Origin of the sequence: Enterococcus sp. 2STP (assembly GCF_032465635.1) — a bacterium.
In the GTDB taxonomy this organism is placed as follows: domain Bacteria; phylum Bacillota; class Bacilli; order Lactobacillales; family Enterococcaceae; genus Enterococcus_B; species Enterococcus_B lactis.
Genome location: NZ_JAWDJH010000011.1, coordinates 23,585 through 48,373 on the forward strand (window position 1 = coordinate 23,585; position 24,789 = coordinate 48,373).

Annotated in this window: 24 protein-coding genes; all 24 read right to left on the minus strand. The window is 39.6% G+C overall.

Features of this window, described 5'->3' with window-relative positions; genetic code table 11:
- Positions 1–73: 73 nt before the first annotated feature.
- Positions 74–1,120: a YbhN family protein gene (locus RWU19_RS03145; protein ID WP_024635066.1), complete on the minus strand. Its 1,047-nt coding sequence runs from the start codon at positions 1,118–1,120 to the stop codon at positions 74–76.
- A gap of 10 nt (positions 1,121–1,130) precedes the next feature.
- Positions 1,131–1,403: a DUF1294 domain-containing protein gene (locus tag RWU19_RS03150; protein WP_002340736.1), complete on the minus strand. Its 273-nt coding sequence runs from the start codon at positions 1,401–1,403 to the stop codon at positions 1,131–1,133.
- Between the two features lie 31 nt (positions 1,404–1,434).
- The gene (locus tag RWU19_RS03155) at positions 1,435–2,343 is read right to left on the minus strand and encodes a diacylglycerol/lipid kinase family protein (RefSeq protein ID WP_002340737.1); all 909 of its coding nucleotides are present in this window, start codon (positions 2,341–2,343) and stop codon (positions 1,435–1,437) included.
- A 130-nt stretch (positions 2,344–2,473) separates the two neighbouring features.
- Entirely contained in the window at positions 2,474–3,706 is a 1,233-nt protein-coding gene (gene pepT / locus RWU19_RS03160) for a peptidase T (RefSeq protein ID WP_002340738.1), read from the minus strand.
- Positions 3,707–3,719: 13 nt separating this feature from the next.
- Entirely contained in the window at positions 3,720–4,841 is a 1,122-nt protein-coding gene (locus tag RWU19_RS03165) for a Nif3-like dinuclear metal center hexameric protein (protein WP_123837811.1), read from the minus strand.
- Complete coding sequence (locus RWU19_RS03170) at positions 4,838–5,539, minus strand: tRNA (adenine(22)-N(1))-methyltransferase (RefSeq protein ID WP_123853077.1); 702 nt, start codon at positions 5,537–5,539, stop codon at positions 4,838–4,840. The genes RWU19_RS03165 and RWU19_RS03170 overlap by 4 nt, the downstream gene beginning before the upstream one ends.
- Before the next feature lie 143 nt (positions 5,540–5,682).
- The gene (locus RWU19_RS03175) at positions 5,683–6,123 is read right to left on the minus strand and encodes a hypothetical protein (RefSeq protein ID WP_123837813.1); all 441 of its coding nucleotides are present in this window, start codon (positions 6,121–6,123) and stop codon (positions 5,683–5,685) included.
- 128 nt (positions 6,124–6,251) lie between these two features.
- On the minus strand, positions 6,252–7,178 hold the full coding sequence (gene dnaI / locus RWU19_RS03180; RefSeq protein ID WP_002306563.1) for a primosomal protein DnaI: 927 nt from the start codon (positions 7,176–7,178) through the stop codon (positions 6,252–6,254).
- Positions 7,178–8,551 carry a replication initiation and membrane attachment family protein gene (locus tag RWU19_RS03185; RefSeq protein WP_123837814.1) on the minus strand — a complete coding sequence of 458 codons (1,374 nt, stop codon included), beginning with the start codon at positions 8,549–8,551 and terminating at the stop codon, positions 7,178–7,180. Before RWU19_RS03185 ends, dnaI begins: the two co-directional genes overlap by 1 nt.
- A gap of 22 nt (positions 8,552–8,573) precedes the next feature.
- Positions 8,574–9,065, minus strand: a complete 492-nt coding sequence (gene nrdR, locus RWU19_RS03190) for a transcriptional regulator NrdR (protein ID WP_002288327.1) — start codon at positions 9,063–9,065, stop codon at positions 8,574–8,576.
- Between the two features lie 313 nt (positions 9,066–9,378).
- Complete coding sequence (locus RWU19_RS03195; RefSeq protein ID WP_002348395.1) at positions 9,379–9,711, minus strand: hypothetical protein; 333 nt, start codon at positions 9,709–9,711, stop codon at positions 9,379–9,381.
- Between the two features lie 51 nt (positions 9,712–9,762).
- A complete protein-coding gene (gene coaE, locus RWU19_RS03200) occupies positions 9,763–10,392 on the minus strand; it encodes a dephospho-CoA kinase (RefSeq protein WP_123837815.1) in 630 nt (209 codons plus the stop codon).
- Positions 10,356–11,192, minus strand: a complete 837-nt coding sequence (gene mutM, locus RWU19_RS03205) for a DNA-formamidopyrimidine glycosylase (protein WP_002340745.1) — start codon at positions 11,190–11,192, stop codon at positions 10,356–10,358. Before mutM ends, coaE begins: the two co-directional genes overlap by 37 nt.
- A 44-nt stretch (positions 11,193–11,236) precedes the next feature.
- A complete protein-coding gene (gene polA / locus RWU19_RS03210; protein ID WP_123837816.1) occupies positions 11,237–13,882 on the minus strand; it encodes a DNA polymerase I in 2,646 nt (881 codons plus the stop codon).
- Between the two features lie 126 nt (positions 13,883–14,008).
- Positions 14,009–14,692 (minus strand): Bax inhibitor-1/YccA family protein, encoded by a 684-nt coding sequence (locus RWU19_RS03215; protein ID WP_123837817.1) that lies wholly within the window; start codon positions 14,690–14,692, stop codon positions 14,009–14,011.
- Positions 14,685–15,170 (minus strand): MaoC/PaaZ C-terminal domain-containing protein, encoded by a 486-nt coding sequence (locus RWU19_RS03220; protein ID WP_002291977.1) that lies wholly within the window; start codon positions 15,168–15,170, stop codon positions 14,685–14,687. The genes RWU19_RS03215 and RWU19_RS03220 overlap by 8 nt, the downstream gene beginning before the upstream one ends.
- Positions 15,171–15,597: 427 nt before the next feature.
- A complete protein-coding gene (gene murC / locus RWU19_RS03225) occupies positions 15,598–16,932 on the minus strand; it encodes a UDP-N-acetylmuramate--L-alanine ligase (RefSeq protein WP_002319131.1) in 1,335 nt (444 codons plus the stop codon).
- Between the two features lie 130 nt (positions 16,933–17,062).
- The gene (locus tag RWU19_RS03230) at positions 17,063–17,824 is read right to left on the minus strand and encodes a YdcF family protein (RefSeq protein ID WP_070770021.1); all 762 of its coding nucleotides are present in this window, start codon (positions 17,822–17,824) and stop codon (positions 17,063–17,065) included.
- A 27-nt stretch (positions 17,825–17,851) separates the two neighbouring features.
- Positions 17,852–18,322: a SprT family protein gene (locus RWU19_RS03235; RefSeq protein WP_002291983.1), complete on the minus strand. Its 471-nt coding sequence runs from the start codon at positions 18,320–18,322 to the stop codon at positions 17,852–17,854.
- A 19-nt stretch (positions 18,323–18,341) separates the two neighbouring features.
- The gene (locus tag RWU19_RS03240) at positions 18,342–20,522 is read right to left on the minus strand and encodes a Tex family protein (RefSeq protein ID WP_002319129.1); all 2,181 of its coding nucleotides are present in this window, start codon (positions 20,520–20,522) and stop codon (positions 18,342–18,344) included.
- A gap of 143 nt (positions 20,523–20,665) precedes the next feature.
- Positions 20,666–21,397, minus strand: a complete 732-nt coding sequence (locus RWU19_RS03245) for a metallophosphoesterase family protein (RefSeq protein WP_123837818.1) — start codon at positions 21,395–21,397, stop codon at positions 20,666–20,668.
- Between the two features lie 68 nt (positions 21,398–21,465).
- On the minus strand, positions 21,466–22,407 hold the full coding sequence (locus RWU19_RS03250) for a rhodanese-related sulfurtransferase (RefSeq protein ID WP_002327859.1): 942 nt from the start codon (positions 22,405–22,407) through the stop codon (positions 21,466–21,468).
- A 177-nt stretch (positions 22,408–22,584) separates the two neighbouring features.
- Positions 22,585–22,953 (minus strand): VOC family protein, encoded by a 369-nt coding sequence (locus tag RWU19_RS03255; protein WP_002374534.1) that lies wholly within the window; start codon positions 22,951–22,953, stop codon positions 22,585–22,587.
- A gap of 269 nt (positions 22,954–23,222) precedes the next feature.
- Positions 23,223–24,614: an L-cystine transporter gene (locus tag RWU19_RS03260; protein ID WP_002306552.1), complete on the minus strand. Its 1,392-nt coding sequence runs from the start codon at positions 24,612–24,614 to the stop codon at positions 23,223–23,225.
- Positions 24,615–24,789: the final 175 nt, after the last annotated feature.

The following is a 24,789-nucleotide window of genomic DNA, read 5'->3' on the forward strand; positions in this document are numbered from 1 at the left end:
TTTTACATGTTCAAGTGACGCAGCTTCCTAATGTTTTTCTTTTATTAAAAAAAGGGTAGATCTTATAAAAGACCTACCCTTGATTTTCTTTATTCTCTTTTTTTACTTCTATTATTTCTTCTTTGATCACTCTTCGCCGTTCAGTAATCACATACACAAATCCATAGAGAAATGGCAAGATAAAGGAACTGAAACGATACAACAAAAGCGAAGAAACTGCGTCAACTGTTCCAACAACAGGTCTAAACAATAACAAGTAGACAAATTCAAAGGATCCAATACCAGCTGGCGTAGGAATAACTCCTGAAAGCACTACTGCAAAGCTGATAAACGAAATGGTCAGTAGAAAATCTATTTTAGGATGGTTTTCAATCAGAATCAAATAGGGAAGTACATACCAAAATACAAGTTTCAACATATTCCATAGATAGATCCGCAATAGCGCAGTCCTGTCTTGGATAATGGTTTGGACCGTTTCCCTTAAAGAGTAGATCTGCTGATTACATGTATCCACCCATTTTCGCAAACGCTCACTCTTAAATAACTTATTCGATAAGCTGACAAAAAATATTTGGACATTCAGACTGATGGACATTACCAATAAAAAGGCAACAATCACGATCGTCAAAAGAATTCCAGCAATAATAAACCAGATCATTGACGGACCATTAGAATAAAAAAGAGAGAATTGGATGAGCAAGCCAGCTAACGCATAGGTAATCACTGCAAGTTTGTACATGATCATATGGAGTGCTGTCACCCCTGCTCCCTGAGACAGTTTCATTCCTTTTTTATTATAAAAATAAATTTCCGAGATCAATGTTCCTGTACCAAATGAAACGATTCGATAAAATGCAATATAGCTAGAGGTCAGGAACCCATCTTTCGTTGTAAAATTCGGCGCGAAAGGTTCAGCAATCTCTTTGATCGAGCGCCCTTCAGCGATTTGGTAAACTGTCCCTAATATAACAATGGCTGCTAAAACGACAACACTGGTAGACAGTAATTCGGCAAAGATATCTGCAAATGATTGATTGATTAAATAATAAATAATAGCAAAAATCGCAATCAGCAAAAGCAGATTCAGAATGATTTTAATTTTCGTTCCTTTAGATGACATCTCCCGCTCCTTAATGGAAAAAATAAATGAGAATCAAATCAACAAGCACACCCGCAGTGAATCCTACGGTAAACTTCTTTTTCCTTGTTTTATGATGAAAAACTTTCCGAGAAATCAATCCTCCCAAACCACCGCCTAATAGACTGACAAATATCAAATTATTTTCAGGTACACGCCAGCCGCCAGTTCGAGCCTGATGTTTATCATATCCCATCAGACAAAATAAATAAAAATTTACAATGAATAGATAAAACCACAAAGGATTGTGCAACAATACATCCATTATTCTTCCAACTTTCTATTAACTACTATTTCTAATCTTTTTCTTCTTTTTTTGGTGAATAAACTGCTAATCCTTTTGATACAACAGATAATTCAACTGGAAGATCATCTGTCGTGTCTCCATCTGTCCGAGTGCCAACAGATTTTTCCTGTGCTTTGATTTTCATGCGTTTGGCTGTGAAATAAGTAATGCCAGGTATCGTATAGAATTTTCCTCTCATGATTCTAGGCAAATAAAAAATAAATCGGAAAATATCTAAGGAAGGTACGATCGTTACATGGAATTTTCCATCATCTGGGGTCGCTGAGTCGTCGAAATTTGTAAAGCCGCCTACGGAGTTAGACATCGTGACTGTCAATAACTGGGATTTTCCTTTCCAATGCTCCTCATCTGTTTCTAAATCCAAATGATATTTTTTCTTCTTCAGCAATAACTTAAAGAATTTCTTGATAAAAATCCACGAGCCATAACGCTGTTTTTCTTCTTGACTGATCCAAACTGCTGTATCCGCTAAGATACCGATTGTCAGTGTAGAGATAATGACTGCATCATTGACTTGACCATAGTCTATTTTTCGGACATTTCCTTCTAGAATCACATCAGCAGCCTCTTCTTTCTTCAAGGGAATTTCAAGAACACGTGCGAGATTATTGACTGTTCCACCTGGAAGTAATCCGATATGATACTGAGATAATGTTTGCTGGAACGCTTGAACGATATGATGGATCGTGCCGTCCCCTCCTATGATCACTAGCGTATCGGCTCCTATAGCTTCTGCTTTCTTGACTAAATCCGCATGGTCAATCGACGGGCCAGTTTCAGCTAAATCTACAAATAATTCTGGTTGCTTTTCTTTTACATAATCTTGAAACCAGCGTGCTAATTTCTCACCCTCATCTTTCCCTGAACTTTTGTTATAAAAAACTAGCAGCTTTTCCATTCTTTACCTCCTATTTACTCTTCAAAAAAGAGGGCGGGACAATCCATTCCATTGTCCTGCCCTTTAGCCTTAGACAGATGACATTCCATCATCGGACGAACGCCTTGTCATAAGCTGTTCTTTTTCGATTTTAACTCTTTGTGTTCAATTCTGCAATTTTAACAATCACATCTGTTGCTTTTTCCATTACTTGTAAAGAAACAAATTCGAATCGACCGTGCATATTTTCTCCTCCGGCAAATAGATTTGGCGTCGGAATCCCCATGTAAGAGATTTTTGAACCATCTGTTCCTCCGCGAACTGGTTCGATCACTGGAGAGATCCCAAGCTCGATCATTGCTTGTTTCGCTAATTCCACGATGCTCATATCTTTTTCGATGATTTCTTTCATGTTGTAATATTGATCATACATATCTACTTTGATTCGTTCTTGATCAAATCGTTGATTCATTTCTTCTTGGATATGTGTGATTTGTGCTTTGCGTGCTTCGAATTTTTCGCGATCATGATCGCGAATGATATAACTCATAGAAGCTTCTTCAGGATTCCCATTCAATGCCATCAAATGGAAGAAACCTTCGTATCCTTCTGTTTTTTCTGGAACTTCATCGGCTGGAAGCTGATTATGAAAATCAATGGCTAGCTGTAAAGCATTGATCATCGTATCTTTTGCCGTCCCCGGATGTACATTTTTCCCTTGGATCGTGATATTTGCTTGAGCAGCGCTGAATGTTTCATACTGCAATTCACCTAAAGGACCGCCGTCGACTGTATAAGCAAAATCCACATTGAATTGCTCAACATCGAATTTATCCGCTCCGACACCGATTTCTTCATCAGGTCCAAAAGCTACTTTGATGGTACCATGAGGGATAGAAGGATTATTGATCAAGATCTCCATTGCAGTCATGATTTCCGCAATCCCTGATTTGTCATCTGCTCCCAGTAAAGTACTGCCATCTGTAGTAATCAACGTGTGGCCTTCATAATTTTTCAAATTTGGGAAATCTTTTGTATTCAACGTGTAACGTTCTTCCGCATCTAGTACGATCGTAGACTCTCCATCATAGTTTTCAATGATTTGTGGATTGACTCCTACTGCATTAAAGTCTGCTGTATCCATGTGGGAAATAAATCCAATAGAACGCACTTCATGATCGACATTGCTTGGTAATGTTCCCATAACGAATCCATTGTCTTCATTATAGAAAACATTTGATAAACCTAACTCTTCCAATTCTTTTTTCAATTCTTGTGCAAAAGCAACTTGTGTCTGAGTCGAGGGGGTCGTTTTGCTTGTTGCATCGGAGCGTGTTTCTGTTTTGACATACCGTAAAAAACGTGGCAAAAGATTTTCGTACATAGTATTCTCTCCTTTAATTAAATTGAAATGGGTTTGTATTCTTTTCAGAAACGAAAAAGTCAATAGCCCAATTTTCTTCTTGTTTCCAAGTCTCAAATTTCTCGATGAACCGTTCCTTGCATAACGATTCAATATAATGTCCGGGATCAATTGCGATCAATCCGGCGCTTTGCATATCATGAGCCGTATGATAATAAATGTCTCCGGTGATATAGACGTCTGCTCTTTGGGCGATTGCTTGCGGATAAAATTTTTCGCCGCTTCCGCCGCAAATCGCAATACGCCTGATGGATGATTTTGTTTTTTGAGGCTGAACGATTCTCAGTCCCTCTAATTGGAAAACTTTTTTTACTTGTTCCACAAATATTTCTAAAGGGATTTCTTGCGGTAATTCACCTATTCGGCCTAGCCCAAACTTTTCGACTGGTGCATCAATTGCGAAAAGATCATAAGCAGGTTCTTCATAAGGATGAACTGATTGCATGGCATCAATCACTTGTTTTTCGATTGTTTCGGGCAAAATAACCTCGACTTTTGCTTCTTGGACTTGTTCTGTCTTCCCTACTTTCCCAATCGCTGGTTGTGCACCAATATTCGGAGTAAATCGGCCGTGTCCAATCGAGGTAAAACTTGTACCGGTATAATCGCCTTGCGTACCAGCACCAGCTGCAGCTAATGCTTCACGCATTTTCTGTGCATGATCCACAGGTACATAAACCGCCAGTTTTTTATAATGGATTTCATGAGTCTTCACTAAATAACTCTCCACTTCAATACCAAGAAGTTCGCAAAACCAGTCATTCAGTCCGTCCCAAATAATATCCATATTCGTGTGTGCCGCATAAACGGCAATATCATGTTTCAACAGATCTGCATACATTTTTTCTTGCGGCTGATCAGTAGTCAGCCGTTTTACAGGACGAAAGATCGGGGGATGTTTCGCAATCAACAGATCGATTTTTTTCTCGATTGCTTCTTCGACCACTTCTGGGCGAACATCCAATGTCATCATTACCCGTTGAATCGGTTTATCTAATGTTCCAATATGCAGTCCGACTGGGTCTCCTTCTTCAGCTAGCCATTGAGGACAATAGCTTTCAAACTTTTGGATGAAGGTACGTCCGCTGATCGTCATATCTCTAAAACCTCCTCAATCATTTGGATTTCCTGCTCGATTTGTTTTTGACGTGCCTCTTGATTAGCTGCTTGTTTGAGCTGTTCACGGATAGCTTTTCTTTGTTGAAGCTCTCTTGTCCATTTTGATTTGAAGATCTCACTTTTCTCTTCAAGCAGAAATGGACCGAACATCAGCTCCATTTCATTGTAAGTAACTGGTTTTTGTTCTTTTTCGGCTACAATGATTTCATATATTTTTTTGTTTTCTTCAAGTATTTTTTCTGATTGGATTTTGTATTGGTTTTCTTGCAGCCAAGATCGTAACGTACGCTCTCCGATATTTGGCTGAAGGATCAAACGTTCTTGTCCACTTAGGCGTTGATGCACCTTGCCAGCTTCTAGGATCTCTCGGATCAGCGAACCTCCCATACCCGCGATCGTGACAGCCGTTATAGCATCTTGCGGTTGGATCGCATCTAGACCATTTGCAAGACGTACAGTGATACGGTCTTCCAATCCATCTTTTTGGACTTGCTTACGTGCTGATTCATAAGGACCTTGAACAACTTCACCTGCAACTGCATATTCGATTTTTCCTTTTAGCATCAATGCAACAGGTAAGTATGCGTGATCTGATCCAATGTCTGCTAAACGAGCAGATTCAGGGACAAATTCACCAACTGCCGCTAAGCGCTGAGATAAATCTAAATGGTTCATAGCTTCACTCCTTCTAGGTAATTATAGCATTTTCCATATAAAATAAGGAGACTAGGAATAAAAAAATTCCCAGATCTCCTTAAAAAATATACCTTTTTGTTCTATAAAACAACATTTTCTTATTTTTGAAAAAATGTTGTTGATTATTTGTTCAACGAAACGTCAATGATCGAATCTCCAGGCACTTGTGGTGGGATAGACATCGTCATGATCGGCATCTCAACTAATGTAAATTGGACTTTGTCACCGATTTTCAGTTCATCTATGTCCAAGCTTATTTTTTCAGCAGTAGCATTCAAAATCACTCCGTCATTGCTGAATGATGTCCCCATATTCGCTGGATCTTCCTTTGCCATGACATCGACGAGTTTCAGCTGAATCGTTTCTTCTTCCGCTTCTACTTGAGTGATGCTTTCAATCGTTCCTACAAATATGCTTTGTCCCTCCGTTTTCGTACTGCTTGTTTTTATTGTTTGACCCGCATCAATCGAATCAAGAGAACCTGTGTTGCTGTCTGCACTACCGCATCCTGCTAAAATAAAAAATAGACCAACTACAGATATACTAGAAAAAATAGCCCTCATAAAAAATCCTCCGTTTAAGTTTTTGCATTACTTGTTGCGGTGATTGTCTCCGGTCATTTCTGTCCATGTAAAGATTCGCTGACCTGCTTTTACTCTTTGGTCAAATATCAGTTGGACTTATCAACTGTTCAACCATTGCGGCGGTTGCGACCAGTCATTTCGATTTCTTTTGTCAAATAACGTATGCGTTCCATTATGCGTTTCGCTTTCAACGGCTCTTCATCTCCACGTTGAGTGACGGACAAATGCTGTTCCAATTCATCCATTGTGAAATTTGATGAGAAGAATGTCGGTAGCTGTTCCTGCATCCGATATTGAAGGATGACGCCAAATACTTCATCCCGTATCCAACTGCTCATCGCGTCTGCACCGATATCATCAATCATTAAAATGGGGGAACGCTTCACTGCATCTAGCTTTTCTGCCACTTGATCTTTTCCGATTGCCTGTTTCATCTCAACGGCAAACGTTGGAAAGTGGACTAATGTCGTGGTAAATCCAGCAATCGCTAGTTCTCTCGCTGTTGCTCCTAATAAGTATGTTTTTCCAATACCAAAACTCCCTACCAGATAAAGACCTTTATGATACCCTTTTGGATCTGCAGTATATTTCTCTACGAAATCTAGGGCTTCCAAGCTTGCATATCCTCGTCCATCTGTACGCTCAAAGTTTTCAAAAGATGCTGATTGAATATCTTTTGGCATATCCATTGCTTTTACTCGGCTTCTGATTTCTTCTTGTCTTTGCCGAGCTAACAATGCTTCTGTTGGTACATAAGTGACATCCACATAATGAAAATTCAACGTCAACTTCGGCTCGTATCCTGGAGCGATCATCGTTGGATCGTTTTTTTGATATTTACGCTTTTCTTGCACGAACTCATACAATTTGGCGTAGCTTTTTTCAATATCTGCTTGTGTCAGTTCTTCTTGGTGTGCACTTAGAAAAGCTTGAACATCCGTATCATTTAGGACGTCAGCAATCATTTCAGCATATTTTTCTTGATAATTACGTTTGCTGATGATCCTCTTCAATTCTTTGCCTACGTCTTCCATTAGATGTCACCCTCCTTTTTCGCCAGGTATTCTTTAAAACGGCGGTCAATCTCTGCTTTTTTCTCACTACTGATCTGTTTTTCATCTTTTGGCTGGTTGACCCAATCAGGAAGCTTTTCCCGCCGAACATTTCGCTTGCCGTTTGGATAATTTGTTTGCTTTTTTTGTTTTGATTGTTTTGCTTGATTGCTTATTTGCCGAATATGCTGAATCGCTTCTTCTGCTGTGGCGATTTTCTTTTGTGCCCATTCATTTGCCACTGTATTCACATAACTAGCATTTAAGCTAGCATTATTTTTGATCACCAATACATAATTCAGCAAAACATTGATCACACTGCTGGAAAGACCTGATTGAGAAACAAGGTCTTGCAGTAACCAAGTTTCTTGTTTCGAAACATATCCGCCTTTTTCTGACTTGATTGCTTCCAGATATTTCATCGGCGGAATGCTCTGTGCTTCTTTTATCAACTGAAGCGCTGCATTTGTCAAATGTTCGTTCGTCGGAGATTCATTGCTGTTTTCAGCAACAGCGACTGTTTCCTTTATTTGCTTCACTGGTCGTCTCTGCATTGCCAAAACAGCTTTTTGCAGCTCCTTCATGGATACTTTTTGTTCGCTAAAATCATAAGATTGACTGATGAGTTCACCAAGAGTTAGTTCATCGAATCCATAAAGCTGATGATACATGTCGACTTGTTTGAGGATTGAATCATCAAGAACAGTCATATGTTTTTTTGACAGCCAATCATTCAAAAATTGCCAATCGAATGTCGAATCTGTTTCAAGTAATGCTACTGGCTCAGATTCTTCAAAAGATTTATTCAGTGATTCGATGTTTTCTTGATTAGCAGCGTATACTGCTTCATTGAAGCGATAAACATCTAAAAATTTTTTTGTGATTTTTTGATATCCCTCTGTTGTATGCCTTTTAGGTTCAAACAACTGGGTAAGCTTCTGGAATCGTCGTTCACCAACTTTTTCCAAAAGAAGAAATGCCAGAACAGAATCTTTGAAAAATGCTTTAGGAATGAGTGGCTCTAACAACTCATAAATAAAACGAGGCCCCAGATCGCTATCTTCTTTAAAATAAACATCCAGTAAGCCGATTCCTTCCAGCTTTTTTCTTGCATCATAAAATTGGGGGATCCCGCAGCCTAGACTACTGAGTAAATCTGCATGCATCCCTTCAGGACCTTCGCCAGATTCTTGCGAGATCTCTGATAACAGAGTGAAATAGATACTCAAGGCTTCTCCGCCGATCAGTGGCTGATAAAGATACAGCAACGCGTTTTTGCTGTCTTCTCTCAGCGGAGCTGCTTTTCTTCCTTGGTAAATATTTTTTGGTTGAAGCTCTTTCCAAGCATTTTCCAAGGAAATGCCTCCTTTTTGTTTCTTAATTGTTTTCTTTATTATTCTCTTTATTATTTTCTTTTGCTTTATCCACGATATCTTGCAGCTCTTTTAAGAAAACAGACATATCTTTGAACTGGCGATAAACACTGGCAAAACGGATATACGCGATTTCATCTAAATCGACTAAATCCTCCATCACATATTCACCAATCAGATTCGTTGATACTTCGTTTTCCCCAAGACTGCGTACGCGGTTTTCGACATGGTTGACGATTTGTTCCATTTGCTCCATAGCTACAGGTCTTTTTTCTGCTGAGCGGATGAGTCCTCTTAAAATTTTATCGCGATTGAATTCTTCGCGTTCCCCGTTTTTCTTGATGACTAATAACGGAGCAGCTTCAATTCGTTCAAAAGTAGTGAAGCGGAACGAACAATTCTCACATTCGCGACGGCGACGGATCGCACGTCCATCATCTGCTTGACGGCTGTCGATTACTCGTGAATTATTATGTTGACATCTGGGACATCTCATTTTGTCTCACCTCTTGCATCGCATTTTTATATAAAGGATGTGTCTTTCTTTACAACTAGTTGTATTATAACACGAAACAAATCACAAACGCGACTGTCCTACCCAAAAAAACACGGATATAAGAACAATTTTTTCTATTTTCATGCGTAATTATGTCCCCTGTCCTAATCCAATTTCAATTTTCCAGTACTGATGACCTTGATTGCTGAGAAATGACTCGCCCAAAAGCTGATTTAGTCGACTAGCACAAAAAACTTGAAGCAGATGAACATCTTATCATCTGCTTCAAGTCACGTCTCTATTTCTTACTATTTTATAACTTCTCTTCGATTCCTGTATAGTGTTTCATTCGTTGTTCCTCGATCTTTTGTTCATCAGGAATGTGTTCACTTTCTGGGAGCGGTGTCTTACTACGATCAGGGGCCGGATTTTTTCGTTCTTGAGTCAAATCTTGCTGTTTCGCTTCTTTTTCTGCCTGCTGGTCTTCTATTTCATCGATTCTTGCTTGGTACTGCTTTTCTTTCTCTTCTGCTGTTTCTGATTGCGTACGACCTTCATCGATTAGATTTTCTTTATTGAGTATTTCGCCGATTTTTTCTTTTGCGTTACCTACGACTTTATCCTTTTGGTTTTTAAATGATCCCAACGCTATCCCTCGCTTTCTATATACTCAGGATAGCAAACTTGACACAGATACTCAAAGAAAGCGATTAGCTGAAAGCCAATTTTCGATTTGTTCCACAAGTTCCTCTTTCGTTCCGTTGTTGTCAAACAAAATATCCGCACGCTGCTTTTTTTCTTCGATTGGAAGTTGACTGCTAATTCTCTGCTGCGCTTGTTCTAGTGTTAGCTGATTACGTTTCATCAAGCGTCTGAGTTGAATATCTGGCGTGGTATAAACGACAGCTACTGCATCCATATAGTAGTCATAATGACCTTCGTAGAGCAATGGGATATCTACAATTACTAAAGGATGATTGGAACTTAGAGAGGCGATTTGATCTTTTATCGCTTTTCGGATAAACGGATCTAATAGCTGATCAAGTTTTTGCCGTTTCTCCTTTGATGGAAAAACAATCATCCCAAGTTTCCCTCGATCTAGCTGACCATCAGACTGCAATATCTCTTGGCCAAACACGGACACAACCTTCCTCAGAGCAAGCGTTCCAGGCTCAACAGTTTCTCTGGCAATCACGTCGCCATCGATCAAAGGAAATCCATGAGACTGAAAGACTTTGGCTGCCGTACTTTTGCCAGTAGCTATTCCGCCCGTCAAACCTAAAACAAAGCCTACTTTTCGATTTTCAGCCTTTGACAATTCGGACAATAGTGAGTCCCCCTTTGTGCCACTTTTGTTTTCACGATCGGCGTCCCACAACGTATACATGGTTTGCCAGTTTGCTGATAGACATGCAGTGCGACTTGGAATCCGCCTGATTCTCCTAATGCATTCAAATAGCTGCGAATCGTGGTACCTCCGGCTTCTATTGCACGATTCAAAACATCAATGATCGATAGACGTAATTGTTCTATCTCTTTTGGATGTAATGTATTCGCCGGTTGTTCTGGATGAATCTTCGCTTCCCATAATGCTTCGTCTACATAAATATTGCCTAGTCCCGTTACTAGACGCTGATCTAGCAGTAAAGGCTTGATTGCTTTGTGCGATTTTTTCAATCCAGCTGCAAAATCTGCTAATAAAAAGCTGTCAGGCAATGGCTCAGGTCCTAATTTCATGATTCCTCGGTAAGTTGCACTTGCTCCTTTTTCGACGATTGTCATACGACCAAATTTTCGTACATCGTTGTAGCGAAGTTGGCTCCCGTCCTCAAAAAAGAAAAGTACATGCGTATGTTTATCGATTGGTGTATTTTCTTTCGTGAATTGATATTTTCCTTCCATTCGCAAGTGTGAGATCAGTTCATAATGATCGAGATGAAAAATCAAAAACTTCCCTCTACGTCCAATGGATTGGATGGTTTCGCCAACAAGAGAAGCCTCAAAGATGGGTGTCTCTGGTTGCTCGATGATCTTGGGCCACAAGACTTGCACTTTCTGAATCGTTTTTCCTACTACTAACCGTTCCAATCCTTTACGAACGGTTTCTACTTCTGGTAATTCTGGCATTTTTTCTTTTCACCTTCATTATATTGCTCTGTTTTAAACAATGTTTATTTTGCTTCGTACCACGTTTTTCCCCAACTGCTGTCAGTGATCAGTGGTACATGGAGAGAAACAGCTTGTTCCATAACTTCCTTCACCAATTTATCTAATGATTCAAGTTCTTTTTCAGGTACCTCGAAGACAAGTTCATCATGAACTTGTAACAGCATCGTAGCTTGAAGACCTGTTTCTTTCAATCGTTTATCCAATTCGATCATCGCGATTTTCAAAATATCAGCAGCACTTCCTTGGATTGGTGTATTGATAGCTGTTCGTTCCGCAAAAGAACGGATATTGTAATTTCTTGAATTGATGTCTGGCAAATATCGACGGCGGTGATACAGCGTTTCGACGTAGCCTTGGTCTTTTGCTTCGCGTACGATTCTTTCCATATATTCTTTGACACCTGGGTATTTTTCAAAGTACGTATCGATGTATTGCTGTGCTGCTTTTCGGCTGATGCCTAAATTTTGTGAAAGTCCGTAATCAGAGATGCCATACACGATACCAAAATTCACTGCTTTTGCCTGCCGACGCATATTTGGTGTGACATCCTCTGCTTTTTCGATTCCAAATACGCGCATCGCTGTGCTGGCATGGATATCTTGACCTTCTAGGAAGGCAGCTTTCAAATGTTCATCATTTGAGATATGCGCAAGTACGCGTAACTCGATTTGTGAATAGTCAGAAGAATAAATCAACCAGTCTTTTTCTCTAGGAACAAATGCCTGACGTATCTTTCTCCCTTCATCTAATCGAATCGGGATGTTCTGCAAATTAGGATCAACAGAGCTTAATCGTCCTGTTTGGGTCAATGTCTGGACATAACGGGTATGCACTTTTCCATCTGATTGGATCACTTTCAGCAGTCCCTCGACATAGGTAGATTGAATTTTTGCGATTTGACGATAGGTTAGGATATCCTCTACGATTGGTGCTTGTTCACGAAGCTGTTCCAGTACATCTACGGCTGTGGAGTACCCAGTTTTTGTTTTTTTGATAACGGGTAATCCCATTTTTTCAAATAAGATCACTCCTAATTGCTTTGGTGAATTCAAATTGAATTCTTCGCCGGCTTCTTCGTAGATTTTTTGTTCGATCTCTCTTAAGCGAGCAGAAAACTCGCCCTTCATTTCTTGTAAGCGAGTCGCATCTACTTTGATCCCGCTTATTTCCATCTCTGCCAAAATGATAGACAATGGCAGTTCCATTTTCCGGAAAAGATCTTCTTGGTTTTTATCTGCCAGTTCTTGGCTCAATTTTGGTGTCAACGCATTGATTGCAGCTACTTTTCGCGCTAAATGAGCAAAAAAGAGTTCTTCTTCTTCTGGTAAACCTTTTTTCGCCCCTTTGCCGTATACAGTTTCATCTGACTGGATATCGTTGTATCCGTAATGTGCAGCTATTCCTTCGATATCTGTGCTTTTTTCATTCGTATCGAGAAGGTATGCACCTAGCAAGACATCAAAATCGATTCCTTTCGTTTTTCCAGTATAGCGATTTAAAGCAACATAAGTTCGTTTCGCATCATATACTTTTTTCAATCGGGTCGGATCAGTGATCCAAGAATGGAACGCTTGGTTTTCGAATACAGACAGATCATTCGTGACATAGATTTTCTTTTCTGTCCCCCACGCTACTCCTACGATTTCCTCTGTATGGTAATTGTCGCCCATCATTTCCACGTACAGTGCCATATCCGTAGTAAACATTTCCTCTTTAAATTCATGCACGACTTCAAATAAAATATCATCCATTTTTACTTCTTCTTCAACGATATTCAGTTTAGAAAGGAACTGATTGAAATCCATTTCTTTATAAAATGGAACGAGTTTATCGAGATTTTTCCCTTCATACTTCAATGAGTCGATAGAGACCTCCACAGGGGCTGAAGTATTGATGGTCGCCAATTTCTTCGATAAGAAAGCTTGCTCTTTGTCATTTATCAGATTTTCTTTCATTTTGCTTTGCTTCATTTCATCAATATGCTCATAGATTCCTTCGACTGAGCCATATTGTTTCAATAGCTTGATAGCTGTTTTTTCACCGATTTTAGTCACACCTGGGATATTGTCAGAGGCATCTCCGGCTAGTCCCTTCATGTCAATAATCTGTTTTGGTGTCAATCCATCATATTTTTCCGCCACATGTTCTGGTGTATAACTTTCGATATCGCTGACACCTTTTACAGTGATATCCACTTTTACTTCTTTACTAGCTAATTGAGTCAAATCCCGATCACCGGAAAGTACGACGACATCAAATTGATTTTTATCTACTTTTTCTGCCAAAGTACCGATAATATCATCCGCTTCATAATTGGGCAATTCGTAATACTGTACACCTAATCCCGTCAACAAATCACGGATATAGGGCATTTGTTCTTTGAATTCGCCTGGTGTTTTAGATCTTCCGCCTTTGTACTCCGCATACATTTCTGTCCGAAAGGTCGTTTTTCCTGCATCGAACGCAACCAGAACATGCGTCGGTTGCTCTTTTTGCATAACATTTTCAAACATCGTATTGAATGCATAGATTGCATTTGTATGAAGACCGTTTCTGTTTTTGAAACGTTCAAGGGAATTGTGCAGCGCAAAGAATGCGCGAAAAGCCACACTGTTCCCATCAACGAGTAATAATTTATTTTTTGTCATCTTCTTAACTCCTTACTGTAAAGTTCTTATTCATTCTAACAAAGAATCATGCGGAATGCGAAAAGAAAAAGCGGGACCATACCAAATATTTTGGTATAGCCCCAACTGATCAATTTTTTCCCTTTTTTAGTTGTTCCGTCCAAAGATTCTTAAAAACGCCAAGAACAAGTTGATAAAGTCCAAATACAGCTTCAATGCCATAAATACAGCAATGCCACTATGTGCTGTTCCATTTGTCTGGACATAGGTATTACGAATGCTTTGGTTATCATAAGCTGTGATCCCTGCAAAGATGACGACTAAAAGCAGTGAGATGAACAGCTCAACTGCGCTACTTCTCAAAATGAAGATGTTCAAGACTAGTGCAATGATCACTCCGATCAAAGCAGCCTGTCCTGCTCTTCCAACCCCGCTAAGATCTCGTTTTGTTGTCACTCCGACGACAGACATCCCCATGAACATCAAGGTAGCTGTCAAGAAAGCTTGGGTTACTGTTCCAATATCGTAGAATGCAAGAGTAACTGCTAATGTTACGCCATTCAAAAGAGAGTAGGCAATAAATCCACCGATCGCTAAGCTCGGATTCTTTTGTGCTTTTACGCCTAGAACCATTACTAAAATCAGTTCAACGATCCACAGACCCATAAAGCCTAATGGAAAGTTATTGATAAAAGTTGCTAGTTGCAAAGGAAATACCCAAAGAGCCAAGTAAGAAGTGACTGCGCTAAGGGCAAGTCCCATACCTAAAAAGCCATAAACTTTTGCATAAAAACGATTGATACCTGACATTGATGTACTTGGATTATTCATTTAATTCACCTTCACTTTCGATTGCTATTTCCAATTCAGGAACTTGTGGCGGTTGGACCATAACAACAGCATCCAACACACGATCTTCGTTCGTGTTTTCCGCTTCTACAGAAATCGTCACCACATCCTTCATCTTATCTACTTTTATGACCTCAAACTGAAAAGTCAGTGTTTCATAATGGAAAACCGGTTCAATAAAATTGACAGAAAAATTGACAACATGTGATCCTGGTCCAGGAAGATGCTTTGAAATTGCACTTGTGATGATTCCCATCAGCATCACTGATGGAACGATTGGCTGATGATATTCTGTTTTTTGTGCAAAGTCATGTTGGATATACAAAGGATTTGCATCATTCGTCAATCCCAAATACAGCAAAAGCTGGTTATCTTCAATAGATTCTGTTAAGGATAACGAGTCGCCTTCCTCGATTTCATTTATTGTTTTTCCTAGTTTTCTCGGCTTACCTATGTTCAAGATAGAAACCCTCCAGTTTATTTTTAATCATACATTATTGTACCAAAAGCAGCACAAAAGGCAAGTTCTGCTCCATTGATTTAACAGATTCCTATAGTTTAAAGAGGTCGTGAAAAAGCTGTCCTGCATCAAGTAATAAGAACAGCCAAGAAAAAACAGCTTCTCATGTTTTTGATTTGGTTGGGCTTATTACCGCAGATGCAAGCTTTTGAACACCGTATATCTGAGGTCGTGAAAAAGCTGTCCTGCATTAAGTAATAAGAACAGCCAAGAAAAACAGCTTCTCATGTTTTTGATTTAGCTGGGCTTATTACCGCAGATGCAAGCTTTTGAACGCCGTTTATCAAAAGTTGTAAAAAAGGGAGCATGACAAGAATTTTGCCACTCTCCCTCTTTCTATTTTTATAAGGACACTGCAGTAATTGTATTACAGTACATTTTTCGTCGTGCTGCTTAAAAGTTTTTCATACGCTTGTTCAAATTTTTGAACATCTCCAGCACCCATGAAGATTACTACTGCATCATGATAATCTAATAATGGAGATACATTATTTTCTTTGATGACTTCTCCACCTTTTTTGATTTTCGCTCCAAGGTCTTCGATCTTAACGTTTCCTTGTTCTTCCCGAGCCGAACCAAAAATATCGCATAAGTAAACTTTATCAGCTAAATCAAGTGCTTCTGCAAATTCATCCATCAATGCAATCGTACGCGTAAACGTATGAGGTTGGAAAACTGCAATTATTTCTTTATCTGGATATTTTTGGCGTGCGCCATCAATGGTTGCTTTGATTTCTGCAGGGTGATGCGCATAATCATCGACTACGGTCATGTCTGCTACGATTTTTTCACTGAATCGACGTTTTACTCCTGGGAAAGTCAGCATTTCTTCCGCAACTTCCTTCAGATCCAGTTTTTCGAAATACGCGACTGCAATAACACCTAAAGCATTTAAAATATTGTGTTTGCCGAATGCTGGTACAGTGAAATGTCCAACAAATTCATCCCCATGATAGACATCAAAAGCAGAACCGGATGTTGTACGTTCGATGTTTCGTGCTTGGATATCATCATTTTCTGTGACACCATAATAATAAATCGGCACATCTGCTTCTAATTTGCGTAAATAAGCGTCGTCACCGTACGCAAAAATAGCTTTTTTCACTTGTCCAGCCATTGTTTGGAAAGCTGTAAATACATCGTCGATACTTGTATAATAATCCGGATGATCAAAATCGATGTTTGTCATGATCGCATAGTCTGGTGAATAGGCAAGGAAATGACGGCGATATTCACAGGCTTCAAATGAAAAGAATTCCGCTTGCGGATCACCATGCCCTGTTCCGTCTCCAATTAGATAACTTGTTGGACGGACACCACTCAATACATGAGAGAGCAGACCAGTCGTACTTGTTTTTCCGTGAGAACCTGTTACAGCGATACTCGTATAGTTTTGGATAAAATGACCAATAAAGTCGTGATAGCGAATCACTTCCAAACCTAATTCTTTTGCTCGCTGGATTTCTTCATGTGAATCAGGAAATGCATTTCCTGCAATAATCGTCATACCTGGTTTTACATTCTCTGCGTTAAATGGCAGAATCGTGATATTTGCTTTTTCTAAATCTCTTTGTGTAAAGAAATATTTTTCAATGTCTGATCCTTGGACATTTAAACCTTGTTCATGTAAAACAAGAGCCAAGGAGCTCATTCCTGAACCTTTGATACCAACGAAATGATACAATTTATTTTGATTTTCCATTTGAATCCTCTTCTCTTATCTAGCGTCCATTCTTTTAGCTATTACATTCAACACGCTCCTCATTATCTTATAAACGATTGAAAATTTCAACCAAATTTATTTAGAAAGGAGGATTCGCCTGCTAAAAAGGTCATGTACGGGAAAAATCCGTTTTTATTGACTGTTTGATTCTTGTATAAGAAGACCAAACTTCTTCTGATATATCAATATGAGGAATAAAATCTTTTCCTTTCGGACCATAGCCATTCTCATCGTCGTGGAGTCGCTCCATTTCTCCTAACACCAGTGCATAGAAATATTCCTTCGGCCATTGGTGGTTCAGTTCTTTTGCTGTAAAGATGATCTCCTCAGAAAAGTGAAGGATTTCCGGCACAAATGGCACAGCATTTACGAAAACAGTTTGTTCATTTTGCCATACTTTCTCAAAAGTTGCTCGAGTCCTGCGTTGCAGTGTCGGATCATTCATCAATAGGACTTTTTCTGGTACAGCATCTAAGGAATGAAGAATCTCCAGTGAAAAAGTAGCGTTCTCTCCAGAATTTGTAGACTTCGATTCTATCAGAAGAGCTTTATCAGGCAAACCATAGACTTCTTTCAGATACTGACGACAGATTTCACTTTCACTCATGCCTTCTTCAAAATGAAATCCTTGCTTTTCAAAATTCTCATAAAGGATCCTAGTCGCATGCCCCACCCCGCCGACCAAAAATAAACGTTCTACTTGACCATTTACATACATTTGTGCTGCTTTATCAGCTAAGATAGGAAGACCGTTTCCAGCTAAAATAAGTGTAGGTGCTGACAATTTCTCAAAATCTTTCTCATCAGGTGCGGCTAAAAAGGCTAATAGCTGATTCCAGTCTTTTAGAGTTCTCTGCTCGTTTTTTTCCAAAAACGCTTCATCCTTTCATCTGATTTTTTATACTTCATTGAGGCTTTCTCTCTTTGTCTCAATCCATTTGATTTCCCCATGACATCTTCCACAACGATATTTGTGTACATCGATTCTTCTTTTGCGGCAGATTGTGGCAGAACAATCTTGGCATTGATAATATTCGATCTTTATCTGTTTCTTCGTCAAGGCTGGCGCATAGCGCAACCCGCCTGTTTTTTTCAAAAGATACTTGAAATCCATATCTTTATGACGATATCCTCTTCCAGTGAGATGAAGATGATAATGGCAAAGTTCATGTTTGATGATTCCTGTAATCGTTTCTTTATCTGACTCTTCAAACAGCTTTACATTAAAATCTAAATGATGATCGTTTAAATGATAGCGCCCGCCAGTTGTACGCAATCGTGGATTGAACATTGCTTGGTGCTTGAAAGGACGCTGGAAGCTTTTTAATGATATCTCTTCTACTAACTGCTGCAGTTCTTCTTGTGTCAATTTTTGTTACTCCTCATTGTTACTCTTCATAAGGGGAAAGCATCGTCAAACTGATTCTGCCTTTTTTCGTATCAACTTGTTCTATCCAAACCGTCACGATATCTCCGACTGACACGACGTCTGTAGGATGCTTGACAAATTTTTTGCTAAGTTTTGAAATATGGACAAGTCCGTCTTGTTTCACACCGATATCGACAAATGCGCCGAAGTCGATGACGTTACGGACCGTTCCAGTCAATTCCATCCCTGGTTTCAAATCTTCCATACTCAACACATCTGTACGCAATAGGGGCGCTGGCATCTCATCACGCATATCTCGTCCAGGTTGTGTCAGCCCAGCTAAAATATCGGCTAACGTTTCTTCTCCGACTGATAAACTTTCAGCCAGTTTCTCCGCGGATAACCGTGTCAATTTTTCTACTGCTTCTTCTGTCCCAAGCTCTTTTTCTGAAAGATGGACGGTCATTAATATGTCTTTCGCAATAGAATAACTTTCGGGATGGATACCGGTGTTGTCCAAAATGTTTTTCCCGCCAGGAACTCGCAAGAAGCCGATTGCTTGTTCATATGCTTTTGGTCCTAAACGTGGCACTTTTTTCAGCTGAGTTCGTGCAGTAAATTCTCCATTTTCTTCACGATAACTGACAATGTTTTGGGCAGTCGTTTTATTCAATCCTGATATGTGCTGCAAGAGCTGTGGACTAGCCGTGTTCACATCCACGCCTACTTGGTTGACCGCTGTTTCCACGACAAAATCCAATTGTTCAGCCAAACGTTTTTGAGAAACATCATGTTGGTACTGTCCTACACCGACAGCTTTAGGATCGATCTTGACTAATTCAGCTAAAGGATCTTGCAGACGACGGGCAATAGAAACAGCACTTCTTTCTTCTACTTGTAGATGCGGGAATTCTTTTCGTGCAATTTCGCTAGCGGAGTAAACAGAAGCGCCAGCTTCATTAACAATGGCGTAATAGGCTTTATGGTCGGCTGATTTCAATTGCTCAGCCACAAAAAGTTCTGATTCCCGACTGGCTGTTCCATTCCCGATAGCTACCATATCTACTTGATATTGATTGATCAATTGGATAAAAGCTGGACCAGCAGCTTCCCTTTTCGCTTGTGCTGCAGGTTTATGCGGATAAATGACTTCGATTGCCAAAACTTTTCCTGTCGCATCTACGACTGCTAGTTTACATCCAGTACGATAGGCAGGATCAAATCCCAGTACGACTTTACCTTTTAGCGGTGGTTGCAACAAAAGATTGCGAAGATTTTCTCCAAAAATAGCGATGGCTTGCTCATCCGCTTTTTCAGTCAATTCATTACGCAGTTCTCGCTCGATTGCCGGCTGTATAAAGCGTTTATAACTATCTTGATAGGCTTCTCTTACAAAGGAAGAAGAAGGAGAGGCAGGATTTTTCACTAATTGGCGATCCAAGTAAGCTAAAATTGCTGCTTCGTCTACTTGAAGGAATACTTTGAGAACCTCTTCTTTTTCTCCTCGATTAGTGGCCAATATCCGATGAGAAACCATTTTATGGACAGGTTCTGCAAAGTCATAATACATTTCGTATACGCCTTTTTCATCTGCTTGCTCATCCTTGACTTGGCTGACATACATGCCTTTGTTATACGTATAAGACCGAATCCAAGTCCGAAATTTTGCATTATCGCTGACTTGTTCAGCAATGATCTCATGCGCACCTTGCAACGCTTCTTCAGCAGAAGAGACTTCTTTTTCTTTATCGATATATTTTTCTGCTTCCGATTGCACCTCTCCATCTGTAAGCTGCATCAGCCACAGCGCGAGTGGTTCAAGTCCTTTTTCTTTAGCAATCGTTGCTTTTGTCCGTCGTTTCTGTTTGTATGGACGATATAAATCTTCCACTTGTTGCATTTTTACGGATTGCGTGATTTCTGTTTCTAACTCAGGGGTCAGCTTCCCTTGTTCATCGATCAGCCGAATCACTTCGTTTTTTCGTTTTTCTAAGTTTTCAAGATAGGCATACCGTTCTTCGATTTCACGAATCTGGACTTCATCAAGACTTCCCGTCATTTCTTTTCGATAACGCGCGATAAAAGGAACGGTGTTTCCTTCATTTAACAAATTAAGTACAGTCGTCAACTGCTTGGGACGATAGTCTGAAAGCTCTTTTTGTACAAGCTGAATGATTGTCTGGTTCAAATTTTCCGTCATTAAAATGCCTCTTTTCTGCTAAAAATTGCTTCTTTATTCTATCATACTTTTTATCATGGGTTAAACTGCTGAAAGAAACAATATTCTCTATACAAATAAAAAGAGCCGCAACAAAGTCGCAGCTCCTTCATTCTTTCCATTCGTCAGATTCCTTGCCAAGATCCTTTGTTGTTCTGATATTCAATGTCTTGAAGGATACCTTCCTTGTCAAAAACAACCCCATGCAATGACCCTCCGAATACAGCTCCACCGTCCATTCCGATTTTATGATCCTGAATCCAGAGGTCTGTTGTCTGCATATCTCCATGGAGCATTGGTGTAATCGTATGTCCAAATACAATTGTCTTACCTGTATTGTTTTTCCCTTCATGAAAGGGTTCCCGTATCCAAATAAAGTCTCTTGGACTTGTCTTACGCCAGTCTTTCTTTGTCAAATCCACTCCAGCATGGACAAACAGATAATTTTCCCATTCATAATACAAGGGGCGCTGGACTAAAAATTCAATCAGTTCTGGGTATCTTGATTGGATCATCATTGAGATTTCAGTCGGGGAGTATTCCTCCGACGCACCTGGGTGAAGTAGGCTTTCAAATGTTTCTTTTCCACCATTTCTGATATAAGGCGCATACCAGTCTTCCGGCGCTTGCAGAAATTGCAAAAAATATTCTTCATGGTTGCCCCGGAGATAAATGGCTCCTGTTTTTTCGACTAATTGCTTTCCTAATAGAAAACATTCCTTTGTACGAGGTCCTCGATCATTGAGATCTCCTAATAAAACAAGCTGATGGATCGTCGGATCATAATAGTGAATAAGTTTTTCAAAAAGATCATATTTACCATGGACATCGCCAATAGCATAAATCAATGATTTCATGTGGATCACCATCCTCAACGATAGTATAGCGCATATCGGAAATGGTCGACAATCAAAACTATTGTTTTCTATTTATTTAAAGCTGCAAATCGCAGTTCTGCTTCTTCTGGAGAGATTCCATGATCTTGAACATAGCGGTTGCGTGGATGTTTCGCACACTCTACGCTACATGCTCCTAAATGTTTTTCTTCATTTTCAATAGAAGCAAGAATCTGACGATTGCACTCAGGATTGCTACAATTGATATATCGTTCACATGGTGTTCCGTCAAACCAGTCGCGACCGACGATTTGTTTATCTACTTGGTTGATATCGACAGCGATCCGTTCGTCAAACACATACATCTTGCCGTCCCATAATTCCCCTTTAACTTCAGGATCCTTACCATAAGTAGCAATACCGCCATGCAGCTGTCCGACATCTTTGAATCCTTCACGGACAAGCCAACCAGAAAACTTCTCGCAACGAATACCACCAGTACAGTAGGTCACTACCCGTTTTTCCATAAATTCTTCTTTGTGCTCGCGAATCCAGTCTGGAAGCTCTCGAAAACTGCGTATATCTGGGCGTACAGCCCCTCGAAAATGCCCCAAGTCATATTCATAATCATTCCGTGCATCAATCACCACTGTCTGTTCGTCTAAAATAGCTTCTTTAAATTCTTGCGGTGAAAGATAAGCACCTGTCACTTGGTTTGGATCAATGTCCTCTTCTAGCTTTAAACTTACAAGCTCTGGACGGTATCTTACAAACATCTTCTTAAAGGCATGTCCTTCGCTTGGATCGATCTTGAACATCGTATCAGCAAATCGAGGATCAGCTTTCATTGCTTCCATATAGGCAGTCGTGTTTTCAACGGTTCCAGACACAGTACCATTTATTCCTTCTTCAGCTACTAGAATACGACCTTTAAGATCCAAAGATTTGCAAAAGGCTAAATGATTTTTGGCAAATTCCTCTGGTTCTTCTATTTTTGTATAATTGTAATAAAGCAGTACTTGATAATCCATGTATTTCTTCCTTCCTTCTTTTCGTTCCTAAACAGTATAAAGAAGGCGTTCGCATTTGACGATTTATTTGCTTGTGTATAATTACGCATGCGTTTTTTTGTTTACATAATATTATTATTTGAATTAAAAAGACTTCGCTTTCCTGTTTTGCACAGAAAAACAAAGTCTTTGTTTCTATTATTTACCTGTAACCGCAAAGTAATTGCCATCAGGATCAGCAAAGTTGAAGACATATTCTTCTCCAAGCTGTACCATATCACCTAATGTGACTGATTGCGTCTGCATTTTTTTATATAGTCCAAAGATATCTTTGCTGTAAAACATCAAAGATGGGGCACTAGTAGCTGTGCCAGGTGAATGGGACTCAACAAACGCTCGATCATATAACACGAATGAGGTTTGACTGTCCTCAACTCCTACTTCAATTACAAGCGTCCCATCCATTTCTTGACGATCTTTTTCCGCAAAGCCAATTGCTCTCCAAAACGCTGCATTTTTTTCTACATCGTCCACATAAAGCATGATTTTTATTTCATTCGTAAACATCTGTTTCCTCCTAAACGATCTGTTCTAACATTCCCAACTTTGTCAGTTTACCATAGGAAAATGGGAAAATCTACGAAAGCTCTCAACAGAATCGTCCTACTTAAATACGCTTTTCTTTAATAATAAATAAGTTGGTTGTTTTTGTTATCTAGGCTTTCACTTTTCGGAATAAATATTTTGTACTTATATGGAATGAATAAAAAAACATACTAAGAGAGGAGAATATCATTTATCAATGATGTTCCCCTCTAATCTTAGTATGTTTTTAACTATGCATTCACATCGATCACTTTAGAATCATCATTGATGACATCGCGATCTAAATCTTTGATGCGTGCACTTGTCACGATACCAGCTACCATGCTACCGCTGACGTTTACTGCTGTGCGTGCCATATCGATTAATGGTTCAACAGAGATAACTAACCCAACAATTGCTACTGGCAAGTTCATTGCCCCTAAAACGATCAGTGAAGCAAATGTTGCGCCCCCACCGACTCCAGCTACACCAAAAGAACTGATTGTTACAATCGCCACAAGCATCAAAATAAATTCCAAACTAAAGACATTCACTCCAGCCGCTGGTGCGACGATCGTTGCCAACATAGCTGGATAAACACCAGCACAGCCGTTTTGTCCAATAGACAAACCAAAACTTGCTGAGAAGTTAGCTGTTGCATCGTCTACTCCTAAAGCTTTTGTCTGAGTCTCGATGTTCAATGGCAAGGCTCCGGCACTTGAACGTGAAGTAAACGCAAAGCTCAATACTGGAAAAGCTTTTTTGAAATAGTTGATTGGATTGACTTTGGCACCAATCAAAATCAGTGAGTGGACAATCAAAACAGCAAGCAATGCTACGTAAGATGCAACGACAAATTTACCTAAATTGACGATAGCCGCAAAATCACTTGTTGCCAAAACGTTTGTCATCAAAGCAAATACCCCATATGGTGTCAAACGCAGAACAAGCGTCACGATCCGCATAATGATTTTATACAGACTGTCGACTAGATCTGAAAAGAATGCTGCTTCTTTTGGCGCTTTTCTTTTCACACCTAGATAAGCGATACCGACAAAAGCTGCAAAAATAACGACTCCAATCGTACTAGTTGCACGGCTACCTGCTAAATCAGCAAATACGTTTTTAGGGATAAAGGATAAAATCTGCTGCGGAATCGATAAGTTTTCAACCGTTTCCTGACGTGTCGCCAATTCAGAGATCCGTGCTGTTTCTGCTGCTCCTTGTGTGAATTTAGCTCCTTGAAGACCGAACAGCATCGTTGAACCGATTCCGATCAATGCTGCAATAGCTGTTGTACCAAGTAAAGAAGTCAGTACAGTTGCACTAATTTTCCCCAGCTTTTCAGAAACTTTCATTTTTGTGAATGCACCAATGATTGAAATGAACACTAGAGGCATAACTAGCATTTGCAAGAATGATACATACCCTTGTCCTACGATCCCGATCCATTCCATTGATTGAGTAACGACTTTGTCTTCTACACCAAAAATCAATTGAAGCAGACCGCCAAAGACGATACCAACTCCTAATGCTGTAAAGACGCGTGTTGAAAATTTTGTATGGCGCTTTTGCATACGATAGAACACATATAATAATGCCGCAAAAACTAGAACCACTAAAACTGTGATGAGTGTTGTCATTTTTCTCCTCCTCATATTATTAATGACAAGTCCATCGAAGGAAGTAAAGGTTCCCGAGAATGATTCTTCAACCATCCTCCTGAAAAATTTTTTTCAGTGACTTTTTACATTTTAGACGATTTTTATCGAAATGACATTCTTTTTGCTTACAATTAGTAATAAAAAAACATACCTG